This is a genomic window from Bacillus sp. JFL15 (assembly GCF_001184225.1).
In the GTDB taxonomy this organism is placed as follows: Bacteria; Bacillota; Bacilli; order Bacillales; family Bacillaceae; genus Bacillus; species Bacillus siamensis.
Map to the genome: position 1 here is coordinate 2,873,463 of NZ_KQ236689.1, position 16,899 is coordinate 2,890,361.

The 16,899-nt window shown below is 45.4% G+C and carries 16 protein-coding genes and 2 riboswitches; of the genes, 10 read left to right on the forward strand and 6 right to left on the reverse strand.

Annotation, left to right across the window (positions count from 1 at the left end; all coding sequences use genetic code 11):
• The first annotated feature begins 238 nt into the window (after positions 1 to 238).
• The 3 genes from AD710_RS14485 to AD710_RS14495 all read left to right on the forward strand — a co-directional run bounded on the left by AD710_RS14485 (position 239) and on the right by AD710_RS14495 (position 3,218).
• Positions 239 to 1,021 carry a TerC family protein gene (locus tag AD710_RS14485; protein ID WP_049628358.1) on the forward strand — a complete coding sequence of 261 codons (783 nt, stop codon included), beginning with the start codon at positions 239 to 241 and terminating at the stop codon, positions 1,019 to 1,021.
• A 275-nt stretch (positions 1,022 to 1,296) separates the two neighbouring features.
• On the forward strand, positions 1,297 to 2,052 hold the full coding sequence (gene sigI / locus AD710_RS14490; protein WP_045925670.1) for an RNA polymerase sigma factor SigI: 756 nt from the start codon (positions 1,297 to 1,299) through the stop codon (positions 2,050 to 2,052).
• Entirely contained in the window at positions 2,049 to 3,218 is a 1,170-nt protein-coding gene (locus AD710_RS14495; protein ID WP_049628359.1) for an anti-sigma-I factor RsgI family protein, read from the forward strand. Before sigI ends, AD710_RS14495 begins: the two co-directional genes overlap by 4 nt.
• 6 nt (positions 3,219 to 3,224) lie before the next feature.
• Here the strand turns inward: AD710_RS14495 and AD710_RS14500 are convergent, their stop codons facing one another.
• Complete coding sequence (locus tag AD710_RS14500) at positions 3,225 to 3,419, reverse strand: alpha/beta-type small acid-soluble spore protein (RefSeq protein ID WP_013352019.1); 195 nt, start codon at positions 3,417 to 3,419, stop codon at positions 3,225 to 3,227.
• A gap of 135 nt (positions 3,420 to 3,554) precedes the next feature.
• Positions 3,555 to 4,256, reverse strand: coding sequence for a DUF1836 domain-containing protein (locus AD710_RS14505; RefSeq protein WP_016936370.1), 702 nt, complete (start codon positions 4,254 to 4,256; stop codon positions 3,555 to 3,557).
• Positions 4,257 to 4,404: 148 nt separating this feature from the next.
• On the opposite strand from AD710_RS14505, the gene htpX reads away from it, so the two are divergent.
• The 4 genes from htpX (at position 4,405) to AD710_RS19650 (ending at position 7,750) form a co-directional block, all read left to right on the forward strand.
• Positions 4,405 to 5,298, forward strand: a complete 894-nt coding sequence (gene htpX, locus AD710_RS14510; protein WP_045925667.1) for a protease HtpX — start codon at positions 4,405 to 4,407, stop codon at positions 5,296 to 5,298.
• A gap of 158 nt (positions 5,299 to 5,456) precedes the next feature.
• Complete coding sequence (locus tag AD710_RS14515; protein WP_045925666.1) at positions 5,457 to 6,809, forward strand: TrkH family potassium uptake protein; 1,353 nt, start codon at positions 5,457 to 5,459, stop codon at positions 6,807 to 6,809.
• A 94-nt stretch (positions 6,810 to 6,903) separates the two neighbouring features.
• Positions 6,904 to 7,578, forward strand: a complete 675-nt coding sequence (locus AD710_RS14520) for a DUF421 domain-containing protein (RefSeq protein ID WP_049628360.1) — start codon at positions 6,904 to 6,906, stop codon at positions 7,576 to 7,578.
• A gap of 31 nt (positions 7,579 to 7,609) precedes the next feature.
• Entirely contained in the window at positions 7,610 to 7,750 is a 141-nt protein-coding gene (locus AD710_RS19650; protein WP_095240833.1) for a hypothetical protein, read from the forward strand.
• Between the two features lie 41 nt (positions 7,751 to 7,791).
• Here AD710_RS19650 and AD710_RS14525 read toward each other — a convergent pair whose 3' ends face one another.
• A complete protein-coding gene (locus tag AD710_RS14525; protein ID WP_049628361.1) occupies positions 7,792 to 8,814 on the reverse strand; it encodes an acyltransferase family protein in 1,023 nt (340 codons plus the stop codon).
• A 255-nt stretch (positions 8,815 to 9,069) separates the two neighbouring features.
• Here AD710_RS14525 and AD710_RS14530 point away from each other — a divergent pair, with 255 nt between their 5' ends.
• Complete coding sequence (locus tag AD710_RS14530; protein ID WP_049628362.1) at positions 9,070 to 11,289, forward strand: PAS domain-containing sensor histidine kinase; 2,220 nt, start codon at positions 9,070 to 9,072, stop codon at positions 11,287 to 11,289.
• On the forward strand, positions 11,286 to 11,783 hold the full coding sequence (locus tag AD710_RS14535; protein ID WP_049628363.1) for a methylated-DNA--[protein]-cysteine S-methyltransferase: 498 nt from the start codon (positions 11,286 to 11,288) through the stop codon (positions 11,781 to 11,783). The genes AD710_RS14530 and AD710_RS14535 overlap by 4 nt, the downstream gene beginning before the upstream one ends.
• Positions 11,784 to 12,024: 241 nt before the next feature.
• Here AD710_RS14535 and mtnA read toward each other — a convergent pair whose 3' ends face one another.
• From mtnA to AD710_RS14550, 3 genes are all read right to left on the reverse strand, one after another.
• Positions 12,025 to 13,086: an S-methyl-5-thioribose-1-phosphate isomerase gene (gene mtnA / locus AD710_RS14540; RefSeq protein ID WP_049628364.1), complete on the reverse strand. Its 1,062-nt coding sequence runs from the start codon at positions 13,084 to 13,086 to the stop codon at positions 12,025 to 12,027.
• Between the two features lie 6 nt (positions 13,087 to 13,092).
• Positions 13,093 to 14,277, reverse strand: coding sequence for an S-methyl-5-thioribose kinase (gene mtnK / locus AD710_RS14545; protein WP_049628365.1), 1,185 nt, complete (start codon positions 14,275 to 14,277; stop codon positions 13,093 to 13,095).
• 109 nt (positions 14,278 to 14,386) lie between these two features.
• Positions 14,387 to 14,541, reverse strand: a riboswitch (SAM riboswitch).
• Positions 14,542 to 14,633: 92 nt separating this feature from the next.
• Positions 14,634 to 15,413, reverse strand: coding sequence for a carbon-nitrogen family hydrolase (locus AD710_RS14550; protein WP_049628366.1), 780 nt, complete (start codon positions 15,411 to 15,413; stop codon positions 14,634 to 14,636).
• A 92-nt stretch (positions 15,414 to 15,505) separates the two neighbouring features.
• Here AD710_RS14550 and AD710_RS14555 point away from each other — a divergent pair, with 92 nt between their 5' ends.
• Positions 15,506 to 16,702, forward strand: a complete 1,197-nt coding sequence (locus AD710_RS14555) for a pyridoxal phosphate-dependent aminotransferase (protein WP_049628367.1) — start codon at positions 15,506 to 15,508, stop codon at positions 16,700 to 16,702.
• A 36-nt stretch (positions 16,703 to 16,738) separates the two neighbouring features.
• A riboswitch (SAM riboswitch) is annotated at positions 16,739 to 16,838 on the forward strand.
• The last annotated feature ends 61 nt before the right edge of the window (positions 16,839 to 16,899 follow it).

A 16,899-nucleotide genomic window follows, 5' to 3' on the forward strand; every position in this document is an offset into this window, starting at 1 on the left:
ATGAAACAGGCTTTATCATGAGCGTATAAACAAAATATTTCTTGAAATCCCAAAGGGGAGTAGCGTCCGGAAGTTCCGGAAACAAAGTCGTCAATTCATGGATCATATCCATCGGCTTTGTTGGCATGCCAATTATTCATGTCTAGCAAGACCTTTGCCTTATATCGGCAAAGGTCTTTTTTGCGTAAAAAAACGCCGGTATAAGCTCGGATGATAGAAATGAAACGGAGGGAATGGATTGGACTTTGCATTATTATTGGAGTATGGATGGGTTCTTCTCGTTTTAATCGGGCTGGAAGGGATTTTAGCGGCGGATAATGCGCTGGTGATGGCTGTGATGGTGAAGCATCTTCCGGAAAAACAAAGGAAGAAGGCTTTATTTTATGGATTGGCGGGCGCATTTATTTTGCGTTTCGGGTCGCTGTTCGCCATTTCTTTTCTGGTGAATGTCTGGCAGGTTCAGGCCCTGGGCGCCTTATATCTCCTTTACATCGGGGTCAGTCATTTGCTGAAGCGGTATGTATTCAAACATGGTACAGGGCAGAAAACGCAGAAAGAGAGCGGATTTTGGCAGACTGTATTGAAAGTGGAGCTGGCTGACATCGCTTTTGCCGTTGACTCCATTTTAGCGGCGGTCGCGCTTGCCGTAACGCTTCCGGAAACGCCGCTTCCTGCCATCGGCGGCTTGGATGGCGGTCAGTTTCTCGTTATTTTAGCCGGCGGTGTTATCGGTTTAATCATCATGCGCTTTGCGGCGTCTATGTTTGTTTCCTTATTAAAAACCAGACCGAGCCTTGAAACGGCCGCATTTGTTATTGTCGGGTGGGTAGGCGTGAAGCTCGCTCTTTATACTCTGGCTCATGAGGAACTCGGCGCCATTCCGGCGGATGTTATTCATTCTGCGGCTTGGAAAATCATTTTCTGGACGGTTTTGGCAGCCATTGCGGTTTGCGGATGGTTTATGTCAGGAAGAAAACAAATAGAACAGGACGCGGCATCGGCGGAAAGAGAACATGCATAAAAGGAATCTTAAAGGGACTGTTTTTTCAAAAAACAGGTTCCCTTTTTTATTTGAAACGCTTACATTTAAGACATATGATAACAATTTTATAACAGCCTTGTTACAAAAAACACAGAGAAAACCCCCTTAATTCTGCCCGAGCGCACGAAATCATGTATAGTACGTCTTATTGGCTTGTCATAATTGAGACAAATGAAATCGATTTCTCTTTTTCTTCCTTTGCGAATCCCTACTAAATTAGCTATGATTATGAGTAGTTATAGGGAGGAACTGAGGTGAAACCAGTGCTTAGCCTTTTGTTTAAATTGGGAAAAAAGAAGCAAACGCTTGAAACATCTGTTGAAAAAATACAAAAAGGCGACAAAGATCTGCAGAACGATTTAATACAGCAATATAAGCCTTTTATCGCGAAGACGGTTTCATCCGTTTGTAAACGATATATAGATGAAAAAGACGACGAATTCAGCATCGGGCTGATCGCGTTTAACGAAGCCATTGAAAAATATTCGGCTGAAAAAGGTAATTCGCTGCTTGCATTTGCAGAGCTGATTATAAAAAGAAAAGTAATAGATTATATCAGAAAAGAAGCAAGAGCCGCCCAGCATATCAATATGGATGTGCAGGAAGGCGACGACCAGGAGTCTTCGCAAAGCCTTATTGAAGCGGAGCTTTCCATTGATGAATACCGCAAACAGATAGAACAGGAGCAGCGCCGGGAGGAAATTCTTTTTTTTCAGAAGCAGCTGCAACAATACGGTCTGTCTTTTAAAGAGCTGCTGGAACAATCGCCGAAGCATACAGATGCGAGGCAAAATGCGATTAAGGTAGCCTACACGCTTGTGGAAAATGAAGAGCTGGCGTCTATTTTGCACCAGAAGAAACAGCTTCCGGTCAAACAGCTGGAGCAGCTCGTGTCGGTCAGCAGAAAAACGATCGAACGGAACCGAAAATATATCATCGCCATGAGTATTATTATTTCCGGTGATTATATTTATTTAAAAGATTATCTTAAAGGGGTGTTGCACTCATGAGAAGAGGGATCATAGTAGAGAAAAATAAAAAATTCGTCACGTTGCTAACCCCTGACGGACAATTTTTGAAAACAAAAAATGATCACCGTGCTTGTGAAATTGGAGAGGAAATTACGTTTGAAGGCGAAACGCGTATGGGAAGAAGGGCCAGCTTTTTTGATTTTCTGAAACTGCGCCCTTTTAAATTGGGAGTGTTTACAATGACTGCTATTATCCTATTTATTTTAATCATGCTCCCGGTTTTTTCTGATAACAAAGCTTACGCGTATATGACGCTTGACATTAATCCAAGCATTGAAATGGCTTTAAACAGCAAATACGAAGTCATTGAACTCACACCGCTGAACCATGACGCCCAAAAGGTCATAAGTGACATCGGAGACTGGAAAAGCAGCGATTTTAAGGAAGTCATCAGTAATATTATTACCGATTGCAGCAAGCATGGATATGTAAAGGAATCAAAAGAGATTTTAATTTCCACGATTTACGAAAATACAGATGACAATACATATAAAAAAGGCGTTAAAAAACAGCTGGCTGACATGACTGAAAAATATAAGGGCACCTACCAGCTTCAATCTCTTGAATCGGATATGGAAACAAGGGAAAAAGCAAAACAGGAAGGGATGTCAACAGGCAGCTACATAAGAAGAAACGAAAAGAAAACAGAAGATAAACAGCCTGAAAAGAAAACCGACGATAGTGAGAAAGATCAGAAAAACACTGAAACAGATACAGATCAAAATAAGCAGCCGGACACAGAAAAACCGGCGGCTGATGACAACACGGCTCCTGATGAAGAAAAGGCAGCAGAGCAGCCGGAAAACAATGAAACAACGCCCGGCACGGAAGATGCGAAGCCGGACAGTCAAGACGGCAATCAGCAAAACGAAAAAAATGCAGTTTCCGGATCAGAGGAAAATACTCAGAAGGAACAAGATGGGGAAACAGAGCAGCCCCCAACACAAAATCCTCAGGAAAACGGAAATGACAAAGAGCCTAAGCAGAGGTATAACAATCATTACTGGAATCATGAACGAAATGAACATTGGGAATCCTATCGGCGCCATGAAGATCCGTCAGACCGAAGGAACCCGAACGGCTACCGGCACGGAAGGGAGAATGCCGATAAACATCAAAATTCGCCGAGAAATCCCGGCGAATAAGCTGCATTATTGAGTTTTGCCGTTTAATTGTGATTGAGCCTGCTGTACAAGCCGCTTTGTCATTTCCCCGCCTACAGAGCCGTTTGCGCGTGCTGCTGTATCAGAGCTAAGGTTCACGCCGAATTCTTGAGCCACTTCGTATTTAAATTGGTCAAGTGCCTGCTCAGCCCCTGGAACTAAGAGTTTATTTCTGCTCGCCATCTTTTTCATCTCCTTTTCTCTGGCAAGATGTTTTTACGCGTTTTAGTTTCAAACGGAACGGTATTGATTATGCTGGCAATTGTTGTGCACCTGAAAAAACCCCGGCGCAGACACCGGGGCAAAAAAACGTATGAATTATAATAAATGGCTGGTCATTTTGTAGGCGGAGGCTTGGATATGGAAAGTCAAAACGGAGAGCACGGTAACCGCGAGTATGGCCCTGATATTGTTCCATTGCCCGCTTTCGAGTTCTTGAAAGCAGCCTCTGAGCTTGTCCGTCTGCTGTTCAACGAGCTCCTGCAGGCTCGTTTCCTTCATCGGCGGGTTTGTCTTATGATGAAGATAATCAATCACCTGGGCGCAGCTCTCATAATAGCTGATCGGGCTGATGACGTCATCTGATCTGTCGGTGATCGTGTTAAAAGCGATTTTTAATATGGCGCGTATATGTTCGAAGTCATAAATTGATTTTAAATCACGTACAATGAGAAGGATGACAGCTTGTTCAATTGTATATTTTTTTCCGAGTAAAGGGTGTCCGATTAAATCTTTAATATCGCGCTTCACCCAGTTTTGGACGGCGGTTGATTTTAAAGACGTCAGCTCGCACAGGTTTCCCAGCTCGACAATCTCGTTTGTTGAAAGCCCGTATTCCTTTTTCTCTTTTTTTCGTTCGAATCTCGTCAGAAATTCAGGGATGTGCAGCCGGCTTTCCGCTTCATCCAATGTCATGTCCGCTGATTGCAGTAAGATTTGGAGAGGGGTTGCGTCTCCTTGGCCTTTTAACGCGTAAAGAAGCCGCACCATATCGGTTCGGGTCAGTTTAAACGTGTTCATGATTCACCTCTGATTGATTACGTGTTCACTTTCTTATATCACTGAGAATTACATTAACATCATACGTCGAAATTGTTGCATTTTCAAACAGATCATTTATAATTTAATTAAATAAGTTCTTTTGATCTTAAAAAAGACGGAGGTAATTATGGCGAAAAGAATATTTCTGTTTATTTTAACGAACCTTTTGGTCATTACGACAATCGGAATTGTGCTTACGATTATTACAAGCGTTACCGGTGTCGGCTCGTATATACAAAATGGCCGCGTCGATCTGATGGCATTGCTCGTGTTCAGTCTTGTCGTCGGTTTTGTCGGTTCTTTTATTTCTCTCGGTATGTCCAGATGGATGGCAAAAACGATGATGGGCGTCCGGGTGTTAAATCCGAAGAAGCAGTCACTCAGCTATGAAGAGCAGCAATTGGTTGACCGTGTGCACAGATTGTCCCGTGCAGCGGGGATGACGAAAATGCCTGAAGTCGGCATTTATCATTCATCTGAGGTCAATGCCTTTGCGACCGGGCCTTCTAAGCGCCGCTCGCTTGTCGCGGTTTCCTCAGGTTTATTGCAGCAGATGGATGATGCTGCGGTGGAAGGGGTTCTTGCCCATGAAGTCGCACACATTACAAACGGTGACATGGTCACGATGACGCTGCTTCAGGGAATCGTCAATACGTTCGTCGTATTCCTTTCCCGTATCGCGGCATGGATTGCGAGCCGCTTTGTCAAAGAAGATCTCGCGCCGGTCGTGCATTTTATCGCGATGATCGTGTTTCAGATTATTTTTTCCATTCTCGGCAGTCTTGTCGTCTTCGCATACTCGCGTCATAGAGAGTTCCACGCTGACCGCGGCGGTGCCGACCTTGCCGGAAAGGATAAAATGATTCACGCCCTGCGTACGCTGAAGTCTTATACGGGACATGTGAATGAAGAGGACCAGACGGCGGTGCAGACGTTAAAAATTAACGGCAAAAAGCATTCGTCACTGTTCTCCACACACCCTGATCTGGATGAGCGCATCCGCAGGCTGGAAGCCAAATAATTAACAAAACCTCTGACAATCGTTTCAGAGGTTTTTTGTTTAAAGATCGGCAAATTACATAAGGTAATGAAAAATCTTTCTAAAAAGCCCTTTAAAAAATCTCCCAATATCATTAGAATAATTACGTACTACATTTGAGAGGCAGAAGGAACTATCTTATGAAATTAAAGCTGAAGAAATTCATACAGGTTTTGTCGCCTGCACAGCTGATCGCGTTATATTATTTTCTTGCTGTGACGGTGGCATTTATTTTGTTAAGTCTGCCGGCCGCCCACAAACAAGGGGCCAGCTGGTCGTTTATAGACGCGCTGTTTACGGCGGTCAGCTCAGTCAGTGTCACCGGTTTAACGGTCGTCAGCACGGCTGACACGTTCAGTACGGCCGGGATTGTCATTTTGGCTTTCGTGCTGCAATTCGGCGGAATCGGCATTATGACGCTCGGAACATTCGTCTGGCTCATTATGGGCAAACGGATCGGTTTGCGGGAACGGAAGCTCATTATGGTGGACCAGAATCAATCGCAGTTTTCCGGTATCGTCAACTTGATGAAGCAAGTGCTGTTTTTGATTTTATTAATCGAGTTTTTAGGCGGCATCATTTTAGGAACATATTTTTTAACGTACTATGATTCGTTTGAACAGGCGTACTTGCACGGCTTCTTTGCAAGCGTCAGCGCCACGACAAACGGCGGTTTTGATATTACGGGAAATTCACTCGTTCCGTTCAGGCATGACTATTTCGTGCAGTTTATTACGATGCTTCTGATTGTTTTCGGTGCGATCGGGTTTCCGGTGCTCGTAGAAGTGAAGGACTTTTTGTTTTCAAAACAGCGCAGATACTCATTTACGCTGTTCACGAAAATCACGACCGTAACGTTCGGACTGCTCGTTTTGTTCGGGGCTGTCGGAATATACGCGCTTGAAGCCAGCCATGTCATGAAGGGAAAAAGCTGGCATGATGTTTTATTTTTATGTCTCTTTCAATCAACCGCTACGAGAAGCGGCGGGCTTGCGACGATCGATATCAGCCAGCTGTCCGCGCCGACATTATTTTTCATTTGCGCCCTTATGTTCATCGGCGCATCGCCGAGCTCGGTCGGCGGCGGAATCCGTACGACGACATTTGCGCTCAACCTTCTTGCCCTGTTTCATTTTGCCCGCGGAAATAAAGCGGTCAAGGTCTTTAAGCGTGAGCTTCATCAGGCTGATGTCATAAAGTCGCTGGTCGTTACGATGATGGCGATTCTGCTCGTATTTGGGTCAACGCTGATTCTGGCAGTGACGGAGAAAAATCAGACGCTGCTGGGGCTGCTGTTTGAAGTTTGTTCCGCTTTCGGAACGACCGGGCTTTCGCTGGGAATCACTCCGCATTTAAGCGACATCGGAAAATGCGTGATCATGGTGGTCATGTTTATCGGCCGAATCGGTATTTTGACGTTCCTTTATTTAATCGGCAGAAAAGAAATCGAAGCAAATTATCACTATCCGAAGGAAAGAATCATTATCGGCTGACACCGCTTTTTGAAAAGCGGTGTTTTTTATTACCGGAAAATGGATGGGTGGAAACCGTTTTGTTGGAGATTCTATTTGTAAAGAGGTGACGTCATTGCTTGCCGTTTTTTGGAAATCTTTGATTATGATAGCTGTCGGTACCTTTTTATTGCGAATTGCCGGACGGAAATCGATCAGCCAGCTGTCGGTGACTCAGACGGTCATCATGATTTCCATTGGCTCGATTATTATTCAGCCGTTTATTGAACATAATTTATGGGAAACCATTTTCGCAGCGTCGATTTTTATCGCGGTACTGATTCTGATGGAATATTTAGAAATCAAATCAAACTTTTTTGAGTTTTTGTTTTCGGGGAAAACCGTCGCCGTTGTCAGAGACGGAAAAGTCATCCCGGAAAATTTAAAAAAGATGCGTTTCACCGAGGCACAGCTCTCCATGCGGATCAGGCAGGAAGGCCTTGGGGACATACAGGATTTTAAATATGTGCTGCTTGAGCCGAACGGACAGATCGGCTATGAGCTCATTGATGATGCCAAAAATGTGACAGTGCGCGACCTTAAAAAAATGTTTGATGAATTCAAAACAGATCTGCAGACAGAAGGAGGAAATCAAATGAAACGAAAAGCAGCAAAGAATGAAGCTTTGACCAACAACAATACACCGACTGAGAGCATGGATAAAGATGCATACAAAACACAATATGACGGCGATCCCGGACTGAGAGGGGCAAACCGCAAATCAAAGCACGGCAGACAAGGGGGCGAATAATGTGACGAAAACAAACCGGCACAGCAAAGACATGCAAAATCATAAAAAGCCGATGGACCCTAAATTGCTTGAAGAAGAATTTTCAAGTGAGCTCGGAGATTATAACGCCGGAAAATGGATTGAAACGCTTGAACAGACGAAGCCAAAGAAAAAAGAAGACGGCAAAAAATAAAAAACACCTCTTAGGCGATAACGCTTAAGAGGTATTTCACATTATTTCGAATAAGCCCCGTTCCTTGTTCCTTTAATCGCTTCAAGCCAGCCGGTAATCCGCAATTCAATAAACGGCTGTGCGGCCGTTTTCACCGCATTGCTGGAGAGAATGGACGTGAGGGCGGCCGTTAAAATCAAGAGCATGACTAAATTCTGGTAATCAGACAGATGATCTTCAAGCCCGATTTGCCGCAGCGTTTTTATAATGAATCCATGCAGCAGATAGACGTAAAACGTTCTTGTACCCCACTTCGTAAAGAAATAACGCTTTTGCGGAACGAGCGCCAAAAAGCTGAAGGTGGAGGCAAAGGCCAATATGTACCAGCCGATCCGCGACAGACCGCTCAAAAGCGTCACTGTGCCGAATGTAGAATAAGGCTCTGATCCGAACAGCCACGAGTAATCAAAATCAATGCACCAGCATAAGAGGAAAACAATGCCCAGTACGCCCGCGGCAATCTGCCTGCCCCTTTTAGCCCGAAGTAAATCAAAGTGCTGTTTTTTTAAATAAAACCCGACGAGGAACATCGGAAGAAAAACAAACGTCCGTGAAAGACTCAGCGTGCTGCTGACGAAATCAAGATACCCGATCATGACGGCAAGCCCGCAGCTCGTGCCAAGCGCCCACATTTTCGGCAGCTTCGTAAAGGGATACAGCAGCAGATTCCAAAAGAATAAGCTGACTAAAAACCAGAGAGACCACTGCGGATCAATCGGATTGACGCTCGTCATGCTTTCATCCTGAATCAAATAGTAAAAAACCGAGTAGATGCCCTGAAAAATCAGGTACGGAATAATCAGCTTCACAGCCAGCTTTTTTACATAACCTTTCCGCTTAAAGTTCTTTGCGAAGTAGCCGGAAACCAGGATAAAGGCCGGCATATGAAAAGTATAAATGAATTTGTAGAGATGGAGCATAAACTCATTTCCGTTAATAAATGACCGGAGGATATGGCCGAACACCACCAGAAAAATCAAGATAAACTTGGCGTTGTCAAAATAACTGTCTCGCGATTTTGTCATAGCATCACCTTCTCTTCAAAAATCATCCACTGCATGATTATTTCCTGATGATGTTCATTTTAAAATAAAAAACAAAAAATTGAAGGAGGAAAAAAGGGATTGTTAGGATGATGTAACGGGGAGGTAAGGATCGTAGAAAAAGACTCTAACTTGTCATATCATTGAAATTTTCTGAAATGTATAGGGCGAATGAAGGAAGATGAGGTATTTTGTAGAAATATTGAAGGATAGGTTTTTGAAGAAGGAGTGTACTGAATGGCTGAAACTCTGGATTTGCAGACAAAGGAGTCGCTGAAAGAGCAGCTGAAGCGGCTGAAGGAGGAAAATGACCGCCTGAAGAGTGATTTGAACCGGTATCATGTGATTATGAATAACACGCTTGATGCCATTTTTATATGCCATAAGGAAATGAAAATCGTCCAGGCGAACGAGGCCGCGGCCCGGATGATGCAGATTGAGGCAGAGAGCCTCATGAACCGCTCCGTTCTGGACTTTTTATATTCCGTGCCTCAGGAAGAACTGAATAAGGCCGTGAAAAAATTTTTGAAAAAGGGCTATCTGTGGAAAGAGGTGCCGATTAAGCTTGACAGCGGCGCGACGAAATACATTGAATTCCTCGCCAGAGACGGAATTGGGGAGGATTATTTTTTTGTGGTAATGAGGGATATCTCCTCTAAAAAAATCTTAGAGCGTGAATTCTCCATGAACGAGCAGCTGTTCAAAGATTTGTTTGACAGAGCTGTCGACGGCATCGTGCTGTTTGATAAGGACGGCGGGTTTATTGATGCGAACCTCTCTTTTTGCAAAAGCTTTGAGATCGGCCAGAATGAACTGTCCCATCTGTCGCTCCTCCATTTTACCGACGGAGAAAACAAAAAGCACCTGAAAGAAATCTGGGACACCCTCCGGAGAAAAGGAAACGCCAAAGGAGAACTGCCGGTCAAGCTTCGGTCGGGCGAGGAGAAGCTGTTTGAGTTTACGATTACGTCCAACTTAATCAGCGGGTTTTACATGTCTATTATGAGAGACATAACGGAGAAACGGTCGATGGAATTGAAACTTTTTAAAAGCGAAGAGCGCTTCCGCGAAATCTTTGAAAACGCCATGGACGCGATTGTCATTTGGTCTGATGACGGAAAAATTGCCAAAGCAAACGAGTCGGCGTGCCGCATTTTCGAGCTGCCGATGGATAAGCTGGTGGAGACGAATTTATGTACGTTTATCGTTGATCCGCAGAAAAAATACAAGCAGATTAAGAAGAAATATGAAAAATACGGGGAAATCCGGGAAGAGATGCTGTTTCAAATGGCAAACGGCCAGTACAAAGAGCTTGAGTTCACATCAAAACGAACCATACTCGAAGGTCAGCATTTAACCATTTTAAGAAATGTCAGCGATCGTAAGCGGATGGAAAAAGAATTGCGGGAAAGCGAGCTGAAGTTCAGAAAAGTATTCAACGGCTCAATGGACGGAAAAGTCTTGTTTGACAACCAATTCCGCATAATTGACGCGAATCCTCTCGCAAGCCGTATACTCGGCATGCCCGATGATGAGCTGAGAGCGCATACCGTTCCGGATATTCTTTCTTTATTTGAAATTGAAAACGCGGGTGTACCCGCCAAAAAGATCGATCTGGAAGGAATGGATAATGAAATCCCCTTCTTGTTAAGCAGCAGTGACAGCCGCAAATTGGAATTTTCCTTCAAAAGGAATATCATTCAAAATATGAACCTGGCCATCTTTAAAGATGTCACCGAGGCCAAAGAGCTTGAGGAGAGGCTGCGGAAATCTGACACTCTTCACGTCGTAGGGGAGCTGGCGGCCGGCATCGCCCACGAAATCAGAAATCCGATGACGGCGCTGAAAGGGTTCATTCAGCTTCTGCAAGGAAGCATTGAAGGCGAATATTCCCTGTACTTTAACGTCATTACCTCAGAATTAAAACGCATCGAGTCTATCATTACCGAATTTTTAATTTTAGCGAAACCTCAGGCAATATTATATGAAGAAAAAGACGTGACGCAGATTATGAAAGACACGGCTGATCTTTTGAATGCCCAGGCCAATCTTGTCAATGTGCAGATCCATTTGAACCAGACCGGGAACATCCCGCCGATTTACTGTGAGCCGAATCAATTAAAACAGGTGTTTATCAATATTTTAAAAAACGCCATTGAAGTCATGCCGGGCGGCGGCAATATCTACGTGACGATCCAGCCTTCTGATAAAGACCACATTCTGATATCCCTTCAAGATGAAGGAACAGGCATTTCTGAAGACAAATTAAAACGTCTGGGCGAGCCATTCTACACGACAAAAGACAGGGGGACGGGTCTCGGTCTCATGGTCAGTTATAAAATCATCGAAGAGCATCAGGGCCGCATTCATGTGGAAAGTGAAGAAGGGAAGGGCACGGTTTTTCATTTGACGCTTCCGATCCGGCAGAATACAGAAGAAAGAAGGAGCGGCGAATGATCTGCTTTACAAGGGTGAATGCACCGTTTGGAACGGTCAGCCTGACGGAGGAAGAGGGCTTTATTACCGGCCTGTTTCTCACCGGGGAAGATTTTGAGGAATGGCGGAAAGATACGCCCGGCGTGAAATTTTGCGAAACCGATTTGCTGTCGGAGGCGAAACAGCAGCTGACATCATATTTTTCCGGAGAGAGAAAGCATTTCTCTCTGCCTCTGAAACAACAAGGCACACTCTTTCAGGAAAAGGTATGGAGCGCGCTGACGATGATTCCTTACGGTGAATCACGAAGCTATGGCGATGTAGCTGAAGCTATCGGCAAGCCGAAAGCGGTGCGCGCTATCGGACAGGCCAATAAACGCAACCGGCTGCCGATTTTTGTCCCGTGCCATCGGGTAATCGGCAAAAACAGCGCCTTAACGGGATACGCGGGCACGAAGACGGATGTGAAAGCGGCGCTGCTGAACATCGAACAAATATCCTATAAAGAAAAATAAAGCATATGGCACGTTCCGTTTTTTCACGTCCGACATATCATTTTATTAAGTGAAAAAAGTTGGTCTGATGAAAAAGGAGGACGAAGCCTGATGAAAATGAGCCGTCCGCAAAAGATAGCCGGTTATGCAGAGCTGTTTTTTAAAATGCATCTGATTTCAGCCGCCCAAAAAGATGAAGTGCTGACATTATGCAGACAAAAAAACCGCTGACATTGCCTGAGGCAACATCATCAGCGGTTTTTTAGCTCAGCTGGCAGTCTGCGAATAATTGTTCAATTTCTTCTGTGTAAGAACCCGTCACAATTCCTTTCTCGGTGATAATGCCTGAAATCAGGCTGCTCGGTGTGATGTCAAAGGCCGGATTGAAGACCGGCACATCTTCGGGAGCGGTGCGTATGCCGGAGATCTGTCTGACCTCATCCGGATCTCTTTCTTCAATCGGAATCTGATCGCCGTTTTCAATCTGCAAGTCAAAGGTCGAAAGCGGTGCGGCCACAAAAAACGGAATCTGAAAGGCGTTTGCCAAGATCGCGAGGCCGTACGTTCCGATTTTGTTGGCCGTATCTCCGTTTTTAGCAATTCTGTCAGCGCCGACAATGACTGCTGAAATATGTTTTTCCTTCATTGTATGGGCAGCCATGCTGTCAGTAATGAGCGTGACATCAATTCCGCCCTGCATCAGCTCCCACGCCGTCAGCCGCGATCCTTGGAGAACGGGCCTTGTTTCACATGCGTAAATATGAAGGCCGAGGTCTTTTTGTTTCGCTAAGTAGAAGGGAGCAAGCGCCGTACCGTACCGGCTTGTGGCAATTGAACCCGCATTGCAGATGGTCATGATCTGGTCGCCTTTTTTAAAAAGGTGCAGCGCATTTTGGCCGATCATCCGGCATGTTTCTTCATCTTCAACCTGAATTTGAATGGCTTCATGAACGAGCGTTGTCTTCGCTTCATTGATTGAGATTGCATTCCTGATGGAATCCGTCAGTCTGTCAAGCGCCCAAGCGAGATTGACGGCAGTCGGTCTTGAGCTGTTTAAATATGCTTTGACATCGGCGAGCTGACGGCGGAAATCAGAAAGATCGCGGGTTTCAAACGATTTGGCGGCAAGCGCGAGTCCGAACGCCGCAGTTATACCGATGGCCGGAGCGCCCCTTACTTTCAGTGTGACAATCGCGTCGAATACATCTTCCTTTGTTTCAAGATCCGCATACTCAGTGACATCAGGGAGCTTTTGCTGATTTAAAATGCGGATGTGTGTTTCTTTCCATTCCACGGAACGGGGGATGGCAAATTCATTTGTCATGCTGCATCATTCCTTTACACGGAGCTTAAATTGATCCAGAACCTCAGTGATATGCTTCAGTTCTTTTCTGTTTTCGATATAATAGGCGCCGATTTCAAGCGCCAGCTTCTTCCGTTCAATTCGTTTATCAAACGGAGTGATTTCATCCAAGTCAGCCACATGGGCGAGCCCGATCGTGCGCCGGATCAGTTCGCATCCCGCAAAACCGACTGCTTCCTCAAACGCGTTTTTCAGTGTATCTTCCAGCAGGTGTCTGCAGGAAGGCAGGCAGTCTTTCTCCCATGCTTCACTGAATGTTTTTACAAATGTGTCCCATACGGCGGAGGTGTGGTCATATAATGGCTGTCTGTCGTCATCGTCCCGGCTGAGGGCGTTTAACAGCAGATTTGCAATAAATTGGCCGATGTCAAAGCCGATCGGTCCGAAGAAAGCAAACTCGGGATCAATGACCTTTGTTTCATGTTCATTGGCGAAGATGCTTCCCGTATGCAGATCGCCGTGAACCAATGTTTCCGCGGAATTCAGAAAGACGGCTTTCAATTCATCAGCGCCTTCTTTCAGGCGGGAATTGTTCCAAATTTTTTCTGCGTATGGGCGCAGCTCCTCTTCAAAATCGTTTGTTTCATGGTCGAGAAACGGTTCTGTAAACACAAGCCTTTCTGTAATATTGCAAAGTTCGGGATTTGTAAACTGCTTTGCGAGCTGCTGTTTTACTTTCGCATCAAGCGCATAATCGGATGAGTAAAAGAGCGTTTTTCCCAGAAATTCACCGATATGGACTGATAAATTCGGATAATGTTCTCCTTCCATCAGTCCTTTTCTTGAGATCTTCAGATGCGAAAGGTCTTCCATTACCGTGACCGCCATTTCAGTATCGGAATAGTAAACGGCCGGAACGAGATGGGGCACGTGTTCGCCCTGGCGGATGAGGGCGCTGCTTTCGATTCTCGCCCGGTCAATCGTAAGCGGCCAGCTTTCCCCGACGATTTTCGCATAAGGAATCGCCTGTTTGATAATCAGTCCCTTTTTGTTTTCTTTATCGAAAACGTGAAAGACGTAATTTAAATTGCCGTCGCCGATTTCACGGCATGTGAGAGTGCTTTTGCTTTGAAATAAGCCGAGCTTCACAGCTAACGCTGCGGCGGAGCTTTCCGTTAATTGTTCATAAAGACTTGTTTTAGTTGCAGACATGGATTTACCCTCCAATTATGTAGTGGCAGTAAGAGATCGTGACGGAGAATACGCCCGAAAAAAAGCCTCCTTCTCTGAAAGAGAAGGAGGCCGAAACAGTGCAGTCCGCCTCTTATCTCTCAGATAACATCTGATGGAATTAGCACCGTGCCCTATGAGACAATCGTCTCGGCGCAAAATGTACGCGCCCCATTTCACAATGGAATTACGGTCGGTTGCTGTTGGGGTCAAAAGGCCAATCCCTCGCCCAACTCTCGATAAGAGAAAAATATATTGATTTGTATCACAATTCGGATTAATCAGTTGATGAAAATATTAGCAGGTGCCGGATATTCTTGTCAACATTTTTTTGAAAATTAATATAAATCACGCCGCAAATCTTTGAAAACCGGGATGGTCTCGCGTACGGACGCGCTTTCTGAAACATCGATTTCCGCCCGGACTGCGCCTTCCGTCCGATCTCCTTCCGCTAAAATCCTGCCCCACGGGTCAATAATCAGGCTGTGGCCGGCAAATTCATTATCGGGATTTGACCCCGTGCAGTTAGAGGCCGCGACAAAACATTGGTTTTCAATGGCTCTGGCGACAAGCAGACTCCGCCAATGATCGAGGCGGGGAAGAGGCCATTCCGCAGAGATAAACAGGATATTCGCTCCTTGGGACGTATGCTTTCTGATCCATTCGGGGAAACGGATATCATAGCAGATCAGCCCGGCGCACTTGACACCGTCAAGCTCAAAGGAACCATCACTGTTTCCTGCTGTCAGATACAGATGTTCATCCATCAGCTGAAACAGATGGGCTTTCTGATAGCGCTTCACGATCTGTCCGCTGTTATCGGCGGTGTACATAGTGTTATAGACATTTTCGCCTTCTTTGACTGCAAAAGATCCGGCAACGAGGTGTACGTTGTATGCTTTGGCCGTTTTTTTAAGCCATTGTGCCGAAACTTCGCCGTTTTCATCCGCCAGCTGGTCAAGCCGTGTGAGATCATAGCCGGTCGTCCACAGCTCAGGAAGCACGATGACATCAGCATGGCGGCTTTCTTGCTCAATCAAAGATTCTGCTTTTTTGAAGTTTTCTGAAGGATTTCCGTATGAAATATCAAATTGCAAACAGGAAACGGTCCATTTCATTTTTTATACACCTCAAGTTTCTCTTTACTTTTTTTATTTAACCATATATGATGATGGACTATCATTTCAAGACATTTTTAGAAGGTGAAAATATGAACTTTGAAGTCTCAGATGTACTCAAACAGCTGCCGGAACAATTTTTTGCATCTTTGGTGCAAAAGGTCAATCAAAAGCTGAAAGAAGGCAAAGACATCATCAATTTAGGACAGGGGAATCCCGATCAGCCGACACCTCAGCATATCGTTGAAGAAATGAAGCGCGCCGTCGAAAAGCCGGAAAATCATAAATACTCATCATTCCGGGGCGCTTACAGCTTCAAAAAAGCAGCGGCTGAATTTTATGAAAGGGAGTACGGGGTGACGCTTGATCCGGAAACGGAAGTAGCCGTGCTGTTCGGAGGCAAGGCCGGGCTTGTTGAGCTTCCGCAATGTCTTTTGAACCCGGGAGATACCATTCTTGTGCCTGATCCCGGATATCCTGACTACTGGTCGGGGGTCGCACTTGCGAAAGCGAAAATGGAAATGATGCCGCTGACGGAAGATAGAGGGTTTCTCCCCGATTACAGCGCAATTCCTGAAAAGGTGCAGAACGAGGCGAAGCTGCTGTATCTCAATTATCCGAATAATCCGACCGGTGCTGTGGCAACAGAAGCGTTTTTCGAGGAGACGGTCAGCTTTGCGGAACAAAACGGCATTTGTGTCGTTCATGATTTCGCATACGGGGCCGTCGGTTTTGACGGGCATAAACCGCTGAGCTTTTTGCAGACGGAAGGCGCAAAAGAAACGGGGATTGAAATCTATACTTTGTCCAAAACGTATAACATGGCGGGCTGGCGGGTCGGATTTGCCGTCGGAAACGCGTCTGTCATCGAAGCGATCAATCTTTATCAAGATCATATGTTTGTCAGCCTGTTTCCCGCGGCGCAGCAGGCGGCAGCCGCCGCTCTTTTAGCGGATCAGACATGCGTCGCAGCGCAAAATGACAGATATGAGTCGAGACGCAATGCCTGGATTGCAGCCTGCCGTGATATCGGCTGGGATGTGACGGCTCCGGCGGGTTCCTTTTTTGCATGGCTTCCGGTGCCGGACGGATATACGTCGCAGTCGTTTTCAGATCTGCTTTTGGAAAAAGCGGATGTCGCGGTCGCAGCCGGAAACGGGTTCGGAAAATTCGGAGAAGGCTATATAAGAGTCGGTCTTCTGACAAGTGAAGAAAGACTTAAAGAAGCTGCGGAACGGATCGGGAAGCTGAATCTTTTCACCCGAAAAAGCATTGACATATCAGGATAACAATGCGATAATTCAAAATACTTTATAAAATCATTATTCTTATCAAGAGCAGGCAGAGGGACGAGCCCGATGAAGCCCGGCAACCGACTGATAAAGCACGGTGCTAATTCTTGCAGCAGGAGCTGAGAGATAAGATTCGGACATAACACGAAGCCTCTTTCTGCTCTTAAGGAAGAGGCTTTTTTATATTTTGCGAA

What these genes read in the sequence shown, in the direction of transcription:
- AD710_RS14495 (WP_049628359.1), top strand. Translation starts at nt 2,049, where the DNA reads ATGAGAAGAGGGATCATAGTAGAGAAAAATAAAAAATTCGTCACGTTG.
- AD710_RS14500 (WP_013352019.1), bottom strand. Translation starts at nt 3,419, where the DNA reads ATGGCGAGCAGAAATAAACTCTTAGTTCCAGGGGCTGAGCAGGCACTT.
- AD710_RS14505 (WP_016936370.1), bottom strand. Translation starts at nt 4,256, where the DNA reads ATGAACACGTTTAAACTGACCCGAACCGATATGGTGCGGCTTCTTTAC.
- htpX (WP_045925667.1), top strand. Translation starts at nt 4,405, where the DNA reads ATGGCGAAAAGAATATTTCTGTTTATTTTAACGAACCTTTTGGTCATT.
- AD710_RS14515 (WP_045925666.1), top strand. Translation starts at nt 5,457, where the DNA reads ATGAAATTAAAGCTGAAGAAATTCATACAGGTTTTGTCGCCTGCACAG.
- AD710_RS19650 (WP_095240833.1), top strand. Translation starts at nt 7,610, where the DNA reads ATGCAAAATCATAAAAAGCCGATGGACCCTAAATTGCTTGAAGAAGAA.
- AD710_RS14525 (WP_049628361.1), bottom strand. Translation starts at nt 8,814, where the DNA reads ATGACAAAATCGCGAGACAGTTATTTTGACAACGCCAAGTTTATCTTG.
- AD710_RS14530 (WP_049628362.1), top strand. Translation starts at nt 9,070, where the DNA reads ATGGCTGAAACTCTGGATTTGCAGACAAAGGAGTCGCTGAAAGAGCAG.
- AD710_RS14535 (WP_049628363.1), top strand. Translation starts at nt 11,286, where the DNA reads ATGATCTGCTTTACAAGGGTGAATGCACCGTTTGGAACGGTCAGCCTG.
- mtnA (WP_049628364.1), bottom strand. Translation starts at nt 13,086, where the DNA reads ATGACAAATGAATTTGCCATCCCCCGTTCCGTGGAATGGAAAGAAACA.
- mtnK (WP_049628365.1), bottom strand. Translation starts at nt 14,277, where the DNA reads ATGTCTGCAACTAAAACAAGTCTTTATGAACAATTAACGGAAAGCTCC.
- AD710_RS14550 (WP_049628366.1), bottom strand. Translation starts at nt 15,413, where the DNA reads ATGAAATGGACCGTTTCCTGTTTGCAATTTGATATTTCATACGGAAAT.
- AD710_RS14555 (WP_049628367.1), top strand. Translation starts at nt 15,506, where the DNA reads ATGAACTTTGAAGTCTCAGATGTACTCAAACAGCTGCCGGAACAATTT.